Origin of the sequence: Arsenophonus apicola, assembly GCF_020268605.1 — a bacterium.
Lineage (GTDB): Bacteria > Pseudomonadota > Gammaproteobacteria > Enterobacterales > Enterobacteriaceae > Arsenophonus > Arsenophonus apicola.
This window is the reverse complement of the sequence record NZ_CP084222.1, coordinates 2523842-2538212: the sequence shown is the minus strand read 5'-3', so window position 1 is coordinate 2538212 and position 14371 is coordinate 2523842. Positions and strand designations below refer to the sequence as shown.

12 protein-coding genes are annotated in these 14371 nt (G+C 40.3%); 11 read left to right on the top strand and 1 reads right to left on the bottom strand.

Features of this window, described 5'->3' with window-relative positions; translation table 11 throughout:
• Positions 1-2: 2 nt before the first annotated feature.
• The 9 genes from murD (at position 3) to lpxC (ending at position 10358) form a co-directional block, all read left to right on the top strand.
• On the top strand, positions 3-1313 hold the full coding sequence (gene murD / locus LDL57_RS12130) for a UDP-N-acetylmuramoyl-L-alanine--D-glutamate ligase (RefSeq protein WP_180558726.1): 1311 nt from the start codon (positions 3-5) through the stop codon (positions 1311-1313).
• Positions 1310-2503, top strand: coding sequence for a cell division protein FtsW (gene ftsW / locus LDL57_RS12125; protein WP_225505830.1), 1194 nt, complete (start codon positions 1310-1312; stop codon positions 2501-2503). Before murD ends, ftsW begins: the two co-directional genes overlap by 4 nt.
• Positions 2500-3567, top strand: coding sequence for an undecaprenyldiphospho-muramoylpentapeptide beta-N-acetylglucosaminyltransferase (gene murG / locus LDL57_RS12120; RefSeq protein ID WP_180558728.1), 1068 nt, complete (start codon positions 2500-2502; stop codon positions 3565-3567). Before ftsW ends, murG begins: the two co-directional genes overlap by 4 nt.
• A 59-nt stretch (positions 3568-3626) precedes the next feature.
• The gene (murC, locus tag LDL57_RS12115) at positions 3627-5105 is read left to right on the top strand and encodes a UDP-N-acetylmuramate--L-alanine ligase (protein ID WP_180558729.1); all 1479 of its coding nucleotides are present in this window, start codon (positions 3627-3629) and stop codon (positions 5103-5105) included.
• On the top strand, positions 5098-6018 hold the full coding sequence (locus LDL57_RS12110) for a D-alanine--D-alanine ligase (protein ID WP_180558730.1): 921 nt from the start codon (positions 5098-5100) through the stop codon (positions 6016-6018). Before murC ends, LDL57_RS12110 begins: the two co-directional genes overlap by 8 nt.
• A 1-nt stretch (position 6019) precedes the next feature.
• Positions 6020-6817, top strand: a complete 798-nt coding sequence (gene ftsQ, locus LDL57_RS12105; RefSeq protein WP_180558731.1) for a cell division protein FtsQ — start codon at positions 6020-6022, stop codon at positions 6815-6817.
• A gap of 49 nt (positions 6818-6866) precedes the next feature.
• Positions 6867-8123, top strand: coding sequence for a cell division protein FtsA (ftsA, locus tag LDL57_RS12100; RefSeq protein WP_180558732.1), 1257 nt, complete (start codon positions 6867-6869; stop codon positions 8121-8123).
• A 54-nt stretch (positions 8124-8177) separates the two neighbouring features.
• Positions 8178-9344: a cell division protein FtsZ gene (ftsZ, locus tag LDL57_RS12095; RefSeq protein WP_180558733.1), complete on the top strand. Its 1167-nt coding sequence runs from the start codon at positions 8178-8180 to the stop codon at positions 9342-9344.
• Positions 9345-9440: 96 nt separating this feature from the next.
• Complete coding sequence (lpxC, locus tag LDL57_RS12090; RefSeq protein ID WP_180558734.1) at positions 9441-10358, top strand: UDP-3-O-acyl-N-acetylglucosamine deacetylase; 918 nt, start codon at positions 9441-9443, stop codon at positions 10356-10358.
• A 93-nt stretch (positions 10359-10451) separates the two neighbouring features.
• On the opposite strand, the gene LDL57_RS12085 is transcribed toward lpxC, so the two are convergent.
• A complete protein-coding gene (locus LDL57_RS12085) occupies positions 10452-10970 on the bottom strand; it encodes a DUF721 domain-containing protein (protein ID WP_180558735.1) in 519 nt (172 codons plus the stop codon).
• A gap of 35 nt (positions 10971-11005) precedes the next feature.
• Between LDL57_RS12085 and secM the strand changes: the two genes are divergently transcribed.
• Together secM and secA are read left to right on the top strand one after the other, a co-directional pair.
• Positions 11006-11509, top strand: coding sequence for a secA translation cis-regulator SecM (gene secM, locus LDL57_RS12080; RefSeq protein WP_180558736.1), 504 nt, complete (start codon positions 11006-11008; stop codon positions 11507-11509).
• Positions 11510-11642: 133 nt separating this feature from the next.
• The gene (gene secA, locus LDL57_RS12075) at positions 11643-14354 is read left to right on the top strand and encodes a preprotein translocase subunit SecA (RefSeq protein WP_180558737.1); all 2712 of its coding nucleotides are present in this window, start codon (positions 11643-11645) and stop codon (positions 14352-14354) included.
• Positions 14355-14371 lie beyond the last annotated feature (17 nt).

Below are 14371 nucleotides of genomic sequence, written 5' to 3'. Positions count from 1 at the left end.
AAATGGCTAATTATCAGGGCAAAAAAGTCGTTATAATCGGGTTAGGCCAGACAGGTCTATCTTGTGTCGACTTTTTTCTCTCTCGCCAGGTTGTGCCACGCGTCATTGATACCCGAATAACACCGCCAGGTAAAGATAAATTGCCTGCCGAAGTCGACTGCCACTGTGGCAGTTGGAATAGTGAATGGCTAATGGCAGCTGATTTGATTGTTGCTAGTCCGGGTATTTCGCTTGCTACCCCAGAATTAAAAATAGCAGCAGATAAGGGTATTGAAATTATTGGTGATATTGAGCTTTTTTGTCGTGAAACGCATAAACCTATCATTGCTATCACTGGCTCTAATGGTAAAAGTACGGTTACAGCATTGGTTGGTGAAATGGCAAAAGCAGCTAATTGGCGAGTGGCAGTTGGTGGTAACATCGGGACACCGGCGCTGGCATTATTAGCCAAAGATTATGATCTATATGTATTAGAGCTTTCTAGTTTTCAACTGGAAACAACATCCAGTTTACAGGCTGCGGTAGCAACTATATTAAATGTGACAGAAGATCATATGGATAGGTATCCGTTCGGTGTTCAACAATACCGTGCGGCCAAGTTACGAATTTATACTGGTGCTAAAGTTTGTATTATTAATGAACAAGATCCACAAACCTGGCCATCACTCGGACGTGATGCTCGTTGTATAAGTTTTGGCATTAATAGCGGCGATTATCAATTAAATACCCGTTGCCAAGAATTACATATAAAAGGGCAGCCTATTATTAATACCGCTGAAATACGGTTAGTAGGGCAGCATAACTATCTTAATGGAGCGGCTGCACTGGCTTTAGCGGATGCAGTAAAGATTCCGCGTAAAGCTAGTTTAGCGGCATTAACTCAATATGCCGGCTTACCTCATCGTTGCCAATTAGTTCATCAGCATCAAGGTATTCAATGGGTAAATGATTCTAAAGCAACCAACGTTGGCAGTACTGAAGCCGCTTTAAAAGGTTTACAAGTCGCTGGTACACTTTATTTATTATTGGGTGGAGAGGGAAAATCGGCAGATTTTTCACCATTAAAACCCTATATCGCAGCAAAAAATATTAAATTATGCTGTTTTGGCCGTGATGGTTATCAATTAGCACAGTTAAAACCAAATAGTTTGCTACTAGATACAATGGAACAATGCCTACGCGCCATCGCAGCTGAATTGAAAGACGGTGATATGGTGCTACTTTCACCGGCTTGTGCCAGCTTCGATCAATTTCGTAACTTTGAGCAACGGGGTGAACGATTTAGCCAATTAGCGAAGGAGTTAGGTCAATGATGAAATTTAACTTCAAACAGCTGAAAAATTGGGCTAACGGTGAGCCTGATAATGATGTTCTAGACACGATCCTTTATGATCGTACTTTGGTTTGGCTAACAATAGGTCTAGCTATAATTGGTTTTATTATGGTGACATCTGCTTCAATGCCGGTTGGACAGCGTCTAACGCAAGATCCTTTTTTCTTTGCCAAACGCGATGTTATCTATCTAGCTTTATCATTTGTTTTAGCTTTATCAGTCTTAAATATGCCAATGATCTGGTGGGAAAAATATAACTTTTTATTATTAATCATCGCCTTAATGCTGTTATTAGTGGTACTGGTTGCCGGAAGTTCAGTTAATGGGGCATCTCGCTGGATTAATACTGGTATTGTCCGTATACAGCCAGCTGAGATCGCTAAACTAGCCTTATTCTGCTATGTGTCCAGTTATTTAGTCAGAAAAACCGATGAGGTACGAACACGTTTTTTGGGCTTTATTAAGCCGATGTGCATTCTAATATTGATGGCTATTCTGCTGCTATTGCAACCGGATTTAGGTACAGTAATTGTATTGGTTGTGACAACTTTAGCATTGCTATTCCTTGCGGGGGCGAGATTAGCGCCGTTTATTATTGGTATTGTTATTTGTGCGGTAGGTGTTATTGGCTTAATTTATTTTGAACCTTATCGCTTGCGTCGAATAACCTCTTTCCTCAATCCATGGGCAGATCCTTTTGGTAGCGGCTATCAATTAACACAATCTTTGATGGCATTTGGTCGTGGTGAATTATGGGGCCAAGGTTTAGGTAATTCTATTCAAAAATTAGAATATTTGCCTGAAGCCCATACTGATTTTATTTTCTCGGTTTTAGCGGAAGAACTCGGTTATATCGGTGTTGTATTAGTGCTATTAATGTTATTTTTCGTTGCTTTTCGCAGTATGATGATTGGCAAACGGGCGTTAGATGCAAAGCAACATTTTTCGGGTTATTTAGCTTGTTCAATTGGTATCTGGTTCACTTTCCAAGCGCTGGTTAATGTTGGCGCGGCAGCAGGAATGTTACCAACTAAAGGATTGACATTACCGCTAATTAGCTATGGTGGCTCTAGTCTATTAATTATGTTTATTGCCATTGCTATCTTGTTACGTATCGACTTTGAAACACGCCTTAAGAGAGCGCAAGCATTTGTAAGGAGAACGAAATGAGCCAACCAAAACGCCTCATGGTGATGGCAGGGGGTACCGGAGGACATGTTTTTCCGGGACTAGCGGTGGCTGATTATCTAAAGCAACAAGGCTGGGATATACGCTGGTTAGGCACTGCTGACCGAATGGAGGCAGATTTAGTTCCTAAGCACGGCATTGAGATTGAATTTATAAACATTTCAGGTTTACGTGGTAAAGGTTTTAAAGCATTGCTGCTAGCGCCGTTTAAAATTATTAAAGCTATAAAGCAGGCAAAAGTGATTATGCAGCGTTATCAACCTGATGTCGTATTAGGTATGGGGGGATATGTTTCTAGCCCGGGCGGTGTTGCTGCTTGGCTATGTAATATTCCAATTGTACTGCATGAGCAAAATGGGGTAGCAGGCTTAACCAATCGTTGGTTAGCGAAAATTGCCAAGCGTGTTTTACAGGCATTTCCAAGTGCGTTCCCTAATGCTACGGTCGTAGGAAACCCAGTTCGTGAAGCGGTATTAGCATTACCTGAGCCTGAAGAACGTTTAATTGATCGTGATGGTGCTATTCGAATACTAGTGATAGGTGGTAGTCAAGGAGCAAAAATTTTAAACCAGACATTACCCGAAGTGGCTGCTCAATTAGATGGAAAAGTGACCATTTGGCATCAAGCGGGTAAAGGTGCTCAACAAATGACGGAAACTTTATATAAAAATTTATGTGGTAAATCAGATAATTATAAAGTAACTGAATTTATTGATGATATGGCTGCGGCTTATGCTTGGGCTGATATCATCATTTGCCGCGCAGGTGCTTTAACGGTTAGTGAAGTTGCTGTTGCCGGCTTACCGGCAATTTTTGTTCCTTTCCAGCATAAAGATCGGCAGCAGTACTGGAATGCATTACCGTTAGAGAAGGCGGGTGCCGCGAAAATTGTTGAGCAGGCGCAGTTTTCAACCGATGCGTTGGTAACGCTATTAAATCAATGGTCGCGCCCACAGTTATTAGACATGGCCAAAAAAGCTCGAGCGGCATCGATTACTGATGCAACGAAACGTGTAGCGGCAACCTTAATTGAAGTTGCTAAATGAAATCGATTTTACATTGAAGAATGTTGAAATCAGCGATAGAAAATAGTGAAGAGAATATAGTGAATACACAACAATTAGCCAAATTAAGAGCAACAGTGCCCGAAATGCGTCGGGTTAAGCATATCCATTTTGTTGGCATTGGTGGTGCTGGCATGGGTGGTATTGCTGAAGTATTGGCTAACGAGGGTTATGAAATTAGCGGTTCTGATTTGTTGCCTAACACGGTTACTGAGCAATTAATAGAGCTTGGGGCAAAAATTTATTTTAATCACCGGCCAGAAAATGTAGCAAATGCTTGCGTTGTTGTCGTCTCTACCGCAATAGCAGCGGATAATCCAGAAATTATTGCAGCACGGGAAGCTCGTATTCCAGTCATTCGACGCGCTGAAATGTTGGCGGAATTGATGCGTTTTCGTCATGGAATTGCTATCGCAGGAACTCATGGCAAAACGACTACCACCGCGATGATTGCCAGTATTTATGCCCAGGCAGGGTTAGATCCGACGTTTATCAATGGTGGACTGGTGAAAGCGGCAGGGGTACATGCGCGCTTAGGTACTAGCCGCTATTTGATTGCAGAAGCCGATGAGAGTGATGCCTCTTTCTTACATTTGCAACCGCTAGTCGCTGTTATAACAAATATTGAAGCAGATCACATGGAAACTTATGATGGTGATTTTGAAAAATTAAAACAGACTTTCATCAGTTTCCTCCATAATCTGCCATTTTATGGTCGGGTAGTATTATGTATTGATGATCCGGTGGTGCGTTCGCTGCTACCGCAAATAGGTCGTTATATAACTACTTACGGCTTTAGTGATGACGCAGATGTCCGCATTACATCTTATAGGCAACGAGGCAATCAAGGTTTCTTTACGGTAGCGCGCGAAAATCGAGCAGATTTAGCTTTCATCTTGAATGCACCAGGGCGTCATAATGCATTAAATGCGACTGCGGCTATTGCGGTAGCAACCGAAGAAGGTATTGATGATAGAGCTATTTTAACGGCATTAAAAAAATTTCAAGGAACGGGGCGCCGTTTTGATTTGTTAGGCAATTTTCCTTTAACTGATGTTAATGGTAAAAAAGGTAGCGTTATGCTGGTGGATGATTATGGTCATCATCCAACAGAAGTTGATGCTACTATTAAAGCAGCAAAAGAAGGATGGCCAGATAAACGTATCGTGATGGTTTTTCAACCTCACAGATATACGCGTACGCGTGATTTGTATGATGATTTTGCCAATATTTTAGAACAGGTAGATGTATTGGTCATGTTAGATGTCTATCCGGCAGGAGAGGAACCTATCCTTGGTGCTGATAGTCGATCATTATGTCGGACAATTCGCAATCGAGGCAAATTAGATCCTATTTTTGTCGCAGAGCATGACCAAATTAGTGAAACATTAGCAAAAATTATAGAAGATAACGACCTGATACTTATACAGGGAGCTGGGAATATCGGCAAAATAGCACGTAATTTGGCTGATACAAATTTACGGCCACTATCAACCAGTGAGGAAAAGTATCATGGCTGATAAAGTTGCCGTGCTTTTGGGCGGAAATTCGGCCGAAAGAGAGGTGTCACTGCAATCGGGTGAAGCAGTAGTGAATGGCCTACGTGATGCTGGAATAGATGCGTATCCAGTTGATATTAAAGATTTTGCTGTCATCAAATTAAAAGAAGCCGGTTATAATAAAGTTTTTATTGCCTTACATGGTCGCGGTGGTGAAGATGGGACGGTGCAAGGGGTGTTAGAATTTTTAGGCTTACCCTATACCGGCAGTGGTGTTCTAGCTTCATCACTTTCAATGGATAAGTTACGTACTAAACAGTTATGGGCGGGTATAGGTTTGCCGATTGCACCCTATATTGCACTAGACAAACAACAGTTAGCCATCTTGTCAGATGAAATGCTTTTTGAGTCAGTTTGTCATTTGGGTTTACCGCTTATTGTAAAACCAAGCCTTGAAGGTTCAAGCGTTGGTATGAGTAAAGTAACCACTTTGTCTGAATTAAGAATAGCGCTAGAGTTTGCTTTTCGTTATGACAAACAGGTGCTGATTGAGAAATTGCTAAATGGGCCCGAATATACGGTGGCAATTGTCGGCGAGCAGGTACTGCCTTCAATTCGTATTCAACCAGTAGGCGTTTTTTATGATTATGATGCAAAATATCTCTCTAATGAGACACAATATTTCTGTCCTAGTGGGTTAAAAGCTGAAGAAGAAGAGCAATTGAATGAATTAGCGTTAGCAGCTTATAAGGCGGTTGGTTGTACTGGTTGGGGGCGTGTTGATGTCATGAGAGATAATAATGGTATTTTTTATTTACTAGAAATTAATACCTCACCGGGAATGACCGGTCATAGTTTGGTACCCATGGCTGCGAAACAAGCCGGAATGACTTTTTCACAGCTAGTTAAAAAGATTTTGGAATTGGCGGACTGATATGCCGCAGGCATCACTGAACGTTCGGAATAAAGAGTCTAAAGAGCATCGGAACGATGGTGGCCGAAGTAATGGTTCTTATTTGGCAGGCGTTATTTTCTTCTTGATAGTATTGGGTACTATTATATGGAGTGGGTGGATGGTGTTAAATTGGATGAAAGATGTCAATCGATTACCGATTTCCAAGCTGGTGATCACTGGCGAACGCCATTACACCCGTGATGATAATGTTAGAAAAGCAATATTGGCACTGGGTATGCCGGGTACATTTATGACTATAGATGTGAATGCGATCCAGAATCAAATAAAAACCATGCCGTGGATAAGACAAGTTACGGTACGTAAACAATGGCCGGATGAACTAAAAATTCATCTAGTAGAATATAAACCTTATGCCAAATGGAATGATACTTTTTTTATCAATGCAGAAGGCTCAGTTTTTAGCTTACCAGCATTACTAAATGTTAAAGGTAATTTCCTGATGTTATATGGTCCACAAGCTAGCCAGCATGAGGTATTAGAGATGTATCGAGTAATGCAACAGCAACTGGCGCCACATAATTTTAGTATTAAATCAGTATCGATGACGGCACGACGCGCGTGGCAATTAGTTTTAGCCAATGATATTCGATTGAATATTGGTAAACAGGATATTAAAGAGCGATTAAACCGTTTTGTTGAACTTTATCCACTATTAAAACAAGTGACAGATAAACGTATTGGATATATAGATTTGCGATATGGTAGCGGTGCAGCAGTAGGTTGGTTACCACTTTTAGCCGAATCTACCACACACTGAGTTGAAAGAGTTTGAGACTGCTGATTGATCAGATACAGGCAAATTAACGATGATTAAAACGACGGACAGAAAATTAGTAGTTGGTCTTGAAATTGGAACTTCCAAGGTTTCTGCGCTAGTTGGTGAAATTCTGCCTGATGGAATGGTAAATATTATTGGTGTCGGCAATTGTCCATCTCGAGGGATGGATAAAGGTGGCGTAAATGATTTGGAATCTGTCGTTAAATGTGTGCAGCGAGCTATTGATCAAGCTGAATTGATGGCTGATTGCCAAATATCATCGGTATATCTGGCGCTTTCTGGTAAGCATGTTAGTTGCCAGAATGAAATAGGTATGGTGCCTATTTCTGAGGATGAAGTTACTCAAGATGACGTAGATAGCGTTGTTCATACAGCTAAATCTGTCCGGGTTCGTGATGAACATAGAATTTTACACGTTATTCCACAAGAGTATGCTATTGATTATCAAGAAGGTATTAAAAATCCGGTCGGACTTTCAGGTGTACGTATGCAAGCCAAGGTACATCTGATTACTTGCCATAATGATATGGCCAAAAATATTGTCAAAGCAGTTGAACGCTGTGGTTTAAAAGTAGATCAATTGATATTTGCTGGTTTAGCATCAAGTTATTCCGTTTTAACGGAAGATGAGCGTGAATTGGGGGTATGTGTCGTCGATATTGGTGGTGGAACCATGGATATAGCTGTTTATACTGGTGGTGCACTGCGTCATACCAAGGTTATCCCCTATGCAGGTAATGTCGTCACTAGTGATATTGCGTATGCATTTGGTACTCCCCCCAGCGATGCGGAAACAATAAAAGTTCGCCATGGTTGCGCATTAGGTACTATTGTTAGTAAAGACGAAAATGTTGAGGTACCCAGTGTAGGTGGTCGGCCGCCAAGAAGTTTACAACGTCAAACATTAGCGGAAGTTATCGAGCCACGTTACACAGAGTTGCTAAACTTAGTAAATGACGAGATTTTGAAATTGCAAGAACAATTACGTCAGCAAGGTGTTAAACATCATCTGGCGGCGGGTATTGTCTTAACAGGAGGCGGTGCTCAAATTGATGGTCTAGTCGAATGTGCCCAAAGAGTATTTCATACTCAGGTACGCATCGGTAAGCCATTAAATATAACTGGTTTAACGGACTATGCACAGGAGCCTTATTACTCCACAGCTGTCGGGCTCCTGCATTACGGCAAACAGACTCATCTTGGGAATGAAGCCGAAATGGATAAGCGTACATCAGTGAGTAGTTGGTTTCATAAAATCACTAGCTGGCTGAGAAAAGAATTTTAATTTTGTAAGAAGCAAATCTTCGCTTCTATATAAGGCACAAAACGGAGAGAGATTATGTTTGAACCAATGGAATTAACCAATGACGCGGTGATTAAAGTCATCGGCGTTGGCGGTGGCGGTGGCAATGCCGTTGAACACATGGTGCGTGAACGCATCGAAGGTGTTGAATTCTTTGCTGTTAATACGGATGCTCAGGCATTACGTAAAACAGCAGTAGGACAAACTATTCAGATCGGCAATGGTATTACAAAAGGCTTGGGAGCAGGAGCAAATCCTGAAGTTGGCCGTAATGCCGCTGAAGAAGATCGTGAAGCCTTGCGCAATGCGCTTGATGGGGCAGATATGGTCTTTATTGCTGCTGGTATGGGTGGTGGTACGGGCACCGGTGCAGCCCCTGTTGTGGCCGAAGTTGCTAAAGAGCTTGGTATCCTGACGGTAGCGGTTGTGACCAAACCTTTTAATTTTGAAGGTAAAAAACGCATGGCATTTGCTGAAACAGGGATCTCAGAGCTGTCTAAGCATGTTGATTCGTTGATTACTATTCCGAATGATAAATTATTAAAAGTGCTAGGACGTGGTATTTCTTTGCTTGATGCATTCGGTGCGGCAAATGATGTGCTAAAAGGTGCGGTTCAAGGTATTGCTGAGCTTATTACTCGTCCTGGTTTAATGAATGTGGATTTTGCGGATGTTCGTACCGTCATGTCTGAAATGGGTTATGCCATGATGGGCTCTGGCGTGGCACGCGGTGAAGATCGCGCTGAAGAAGCGGCAGAAATGGCAATTTCTAGTCCTTTATTGGAAGATATCGATTTATCAGGCGCTCGTGGTGTATTAGTTAATATTACTGCAGGTTTTGATTTACGGCTTGATGAATTTGAAACAGTGGGTAATACCATTCGTGCCTTTGCTTCGGATAATGCAACGGTTGTTATCGGTACTTCACTGGATCCTGAAATGAATGATGAGTTACGTGTGACCGTGGTTGCCACAGGAATTGGTATGGATAAGCGGCCAGAAATCACATTGGTGACTAATAAAACAGCCCAAAAATCATCGCTAGAGCAGCGTTATCAACAGATGCAAGGCACAATGCCAGGTATGACTCCGTTAACGGAGGAAAAAACTGCGGCTAAAGTGGTGAATGAACAAAATATGCCGTCAAACAAGGAGCCGGACTATCTCGATATTCCAGCTTTTTTAAGAAAACAGGCTGATTAGTTAACAATTGATTGGTTTCTCTGCTTTTTGTGCTAGAATATCTTGCTAATCCTGGAGTGAGGGTTAGCAAGACAGTTAACGATGTGAGAAAAAACGATGATCAAACAAAGGACACTAAAACGTATTGTTCAAGCGACGGGCGTCGGTTTACATACTGGCAAGAAAGTCACTTTAGCATTGCGTCCAGCACCGGCAAATACCGGGGTCATCTACCGCCGTACAGATTTAAATCCACCGGTTGATTTCCCGGCTGAGGCAAAATCAGTACGTGATACCATGCTATGTACCTGCTTGGTCAATGAAGATGATGTACGTATTTCAACGGTAGAACATCTGAATGCTGCATTAGCAGGGCTAGGAATTGACAATATTATCATTGAGGTAGATGCACCAGAAATCCCGATAATGGATGGTAGTGCTGCACCTTTTGTATTTTTATTGTTAGATGCAGGTATTGAAGAGTTAAACAGTGCCAAGAAATTTCTTCGTATTAAAGAAAATGTCCGAGTTACAGATGGTGATAAATGGGCTGAGCTAGCGCCTTATAACGGATTTAGCTTAGATTTCACTATCGATTTCAATCATCCTGCTATTAATAGTAGTACTCAACGTTATAAACTAGATTTTTCGGCAAAATCTTTTGTTAGAGATATTAGTCGTGCGCGTACCTTTGGCTTCATGCGCGATATTGAATACTTACAATCTAAAGGGTTATGTTTAGGTGGTAGCTTTGATTGTGCGATTGTTGTTGATGATTATCGCGTATTAAATGAAGATGGCTTGCGTTTTGAGGATGAATTTGTGCGTCATAAAATGCTAGATGCTATTGGTGATTTATTTATGTGTGGTCATAATATCATTGGTGCTTTTACCGCGTATAAATCAGGCCATGCATTGAATAATAAATTATTGCAAGCTGTTTTAGCAGCTGAATCTGCTTGGGATATGGTAACGTTCGAAGATGAATCTGAAATGCCTGTTGCATTTAAAACACCTTCGACAATAATAATCTGAGATATATTATTTTAAGCAGGATATTCTATCAATGATACATCAATGGACTATTGTCTCTCTTACATTACTTTCGTTGATGTTTTTTACTCAAAATTAATCTTTATTGCTAGTTGCTTTGGTACTCTCTCCGGCCAATGCAGCTAGCTGCTCTAATTTTTCCTTTAGTTTTTTTGGACTTCTTTTTGCCAGGTTACGAATTGTCTTTGCACTCTCCTTGCTTAGTTTACTTATTATCTGTTTTGATGGTTTTATAGCTATTTGCTGAATTGATAAGCAATTTTCTGAATTTTTAGATGATAATGATGGATTAATCATTATGTTGATTGAAGATAAAGATGGTAAAATAGTGTTACGTAATGTTGAAAGTAGCGTAGGAAGTTCATAGCTTAATCGTGTTTTTCGGCTAGCATTGGTAACTTCTAGAATGAGAATATGTTGACGATAATTAGCGACTCGACACCAAGCTTTTAATTCAACAGGAAGTAGGCTGATAACAGTATTATTGAGTTTAATTAATGCCTGTGCGCGCTGTTGAATAGTTTGTAAGGTATTTGAATCAAAGTTGTTTTCTTTTAACAAAATATTTAGAGATTGGGGATAACTATCGCGCATTTTTTTACTCCAAGTCTTATATTATATGATATTCAATGAATATATTAGATCTTTGGCGACATTTTGGTAAACGATATTTTTGGCCGCATTTGCTATTAGGTATTGTAACGGCCAGTATTGGCATACCCACAACTTTGGCAAAAGTGACTGAAAATATGTCATATACTAGCCAATTATTACCACATTATCAGCAAAATTTAGCATTAGATCATCTACTGGCAGTCAGTAAGTATCGTATTTTTTATAATTGCGGTGCAAATTATTGGCATCAGCATGCTTTACGAAATATGATCCGCCAACTAACTTTTGTTTTCTCAGCTCATGAGACCAAAAAGCAATTGGATGCCAATTTAAGTGCGCGTAACAAACCAATCTCACTTTATAATATGCTCGACACTCTTTATTCTATGGTTAATTTGAGTGTTTTTTATCCTAATGAGCAAAATTTCACCAATTCATTAACACAATCTTCTTATCACATTGCCTACCAAACTGCGCTATGGGTTGCCTGGGGTCAGGGTATTCGGGCTGGACCTTAACACGAATTTCATAGACTTTTGTTGATTTTTATAGCAACCGTTGTTCAACTAAATATATTAATTATATTGGTTGAAACCAAATAATATAGGCGGATTTTAATAAGAGCACCGCCTTAATTGAGAAAAAATATTTATGTTAACTAAGTTACTAACAAAAATTTTTGGTAGTCGTAATGATCGTACTTTACGTCGTTTAGGTAAATTTGTTGATATTATTAATAAGTTAGAGCCTGAATTTGAAAAATTTTCCGACCAAGAACTTAAAGCCAAGACTGATGAATTTCGGCAGCGCCTTAAATCAGGAGCAACATTAGATGATTTGATCCCTGAGGCGTTTGCAACCGTTCGCGAAGCCAGTAAACGTGTGTTTAATATGCGGCATTTTGATGTTCAGTTGCTAGGTGGTATGGTACTTAATGAGCGCTGTATTGCAGAGATGCGTACTGGTGAAGGTAAGACATTAACATCCACATTACCTGCATATTTAAATGCTTTATCGGGTAAGGGTGTTCATATTGTAACTGTAAACGACTATTTGGCTAAGCGTGACGCAGAAAATAATCGACTACTGTTTGAATTTCTTTGTATGACCGTTGGCATTAATTTACCAGGTATGCCTGCGACAATGAAGCGTGAAGCCTACGCCGCGGATATTACCTATGGGACTAACAATGAATATGGTTTTGATTATCTGCGTGACAATATGGCTTTTAGTCCAGAAGAGCGTGTGCAGCGTAAACTGCATTATGCATTAGTCGATGAGGTTGATTCTATTTTAATTGATGAAGCTCGTACCCCATTGATTATCTCAGGACCAGCGGAAGATAGTTCAGATCTTTATAAGAAAGTGGATAAATTAATTCCTCATCTTAAGCAGCAAGAAAAAGAAGATTCAGATACTTTTCAAGGTGAAGGGCATTTTTCTGTTGATGAGAAATCGCGTCAAGTTACCTTGACAGAACGCGGTTTAGAATTAATTGAACAATTATTAGCAAAAGCCAATTTAATGGAAGAGGGCGAGTCACTTTATTCTCCAGCTAATATTATGCTTATGCATCATGTTATGGCAGCCCTTCGTGCTCATGCACTTTTCAGCCGAGACGTAGATTATATTGTTAAAGATGGCCAGATTATTATTGTTGATGAACATACTGGACGCACAATGGAAGGACGTCGTTGGTCAGATGGATTGCATCAAGCCGTTGAGGCAAAAGAAGGTGTTGAAATCCAAAATGAGAATCAGACATTAGCATCAATTACCTTCCAAAATTATTTTCGGCTATATGAAAAACTCGCGGGTATGACCGGTACCGCTGATACCGAAGCTTTTGAATTTAGATCTATCTATAAATTGGATACCATTGTTATTCCAACTAATCGTCCGATGATACGTAATGATTTACCTGATTTAGTTTATATGACTGAAGCGGACAAATTTGCTGCCATTATCGATGATATTCGAGAATGCACTAGCAGAGGCCAACCCGTATTAGTAGGTACTATTTCAATAGAAAAATCAGAGCTAATTTCTCGGGAACTCACTAAAGCTAAAATTGCGCATAATGTTTTAAATGCTAAGTTTCATGAGATGGAAGCAGATATTATTGCTGAAGCAGGGCAGGCAGGTTCAGTGACTATTGCCACTAATATGGCAGGCCGAGGTACAGATATTGTATTAGGAGGCAGTTGGCAGGCAGAAATCAATAAACTTGAGGATGCTAGCCAGGAGCAAATTGATAAAATCAAGACAGCATGGCAAAAGCGTCATGAGGCGGTAATTGCTGCTGGGGGTTTGCATATCATTGGTACTGAACGCCATGAATCTCGCCGTATTGATAACCAATTACGCGGACGCTCTGGACGCCAAGGTGATCCCGGTTCATCCCGTTTTTATCTTTCAATGGAAGATTCGTTGATGCGTATTTTTGCCTCTGATCGAGTGGCAGGCATGATGCGTAAATTGGGTATGAAACCAGGTGAAGCGATTGAACATCCTTGGGTAACAAAAGCCATTGCCAATGCACAGCGTAAGGTTGAAAGCCGTAACTTTGATATTCGAAAACAACTTTTAGAATATGATGATGTTGCTAACGATCAGCGTCGAGCTATCTATTCACAGCGCAATGATCTATTAGACGGTGGTGATGTTAGTGAAACAATTGATAGTATTCGTGAAGATATTATAACCGCAACTATTAATGCTTACATTTCTCCCCAATCTTTGGAAGAAATGTGGGATATTGATGGTCTGCAAAAGCGGTTAAGCAGTGATTTTAGTTTAGAATTACCTATTCAGGAGTGGTTGGATAAAGAACCGGAATTACATGAAGAAACCTTGCGTGAACGTATTCTAGAAAAAACGATTGCAGCTTATAAGGAAAAAGAGGAAATTGTTGGGAGCGAAATGATGCGTAATTTTGAGAAGGGCATCATGCTACAAACTCTTGATACATTATGGAAAGAGCATTTGGCTGCAATGGATTATTTGCGCCAGGGTATTCATTTACGAGGTTATGCCCAAAGAGATCCAAAACAGGAATATAAGCGTGAATCTTTTGGTATGTTTGCAAATATGTTAGAAACTCTAAAATATGAAGTAATTAGTACATTAAGCAAAGTAGAAGTTCGATTACCAGAAGAAGTTGCTTTACTTGATCAGCAAAGACGTGACGAGGCTGAACGTCTTATGAAAAAGCAGCGCCTTAGCCATGAAATTGAAAATGAATCATTGATGTCAAAAACGGAAGCCCAAATGGCGGCTCAAGGCCAAAAAATTGGTCGCAATGAACCTTGTCCATGTGGCTCAGGTAAAAAATATAAGCATTGTCATGGTAGCTTAGGTTAGATTTCAGTTGTTTAAAC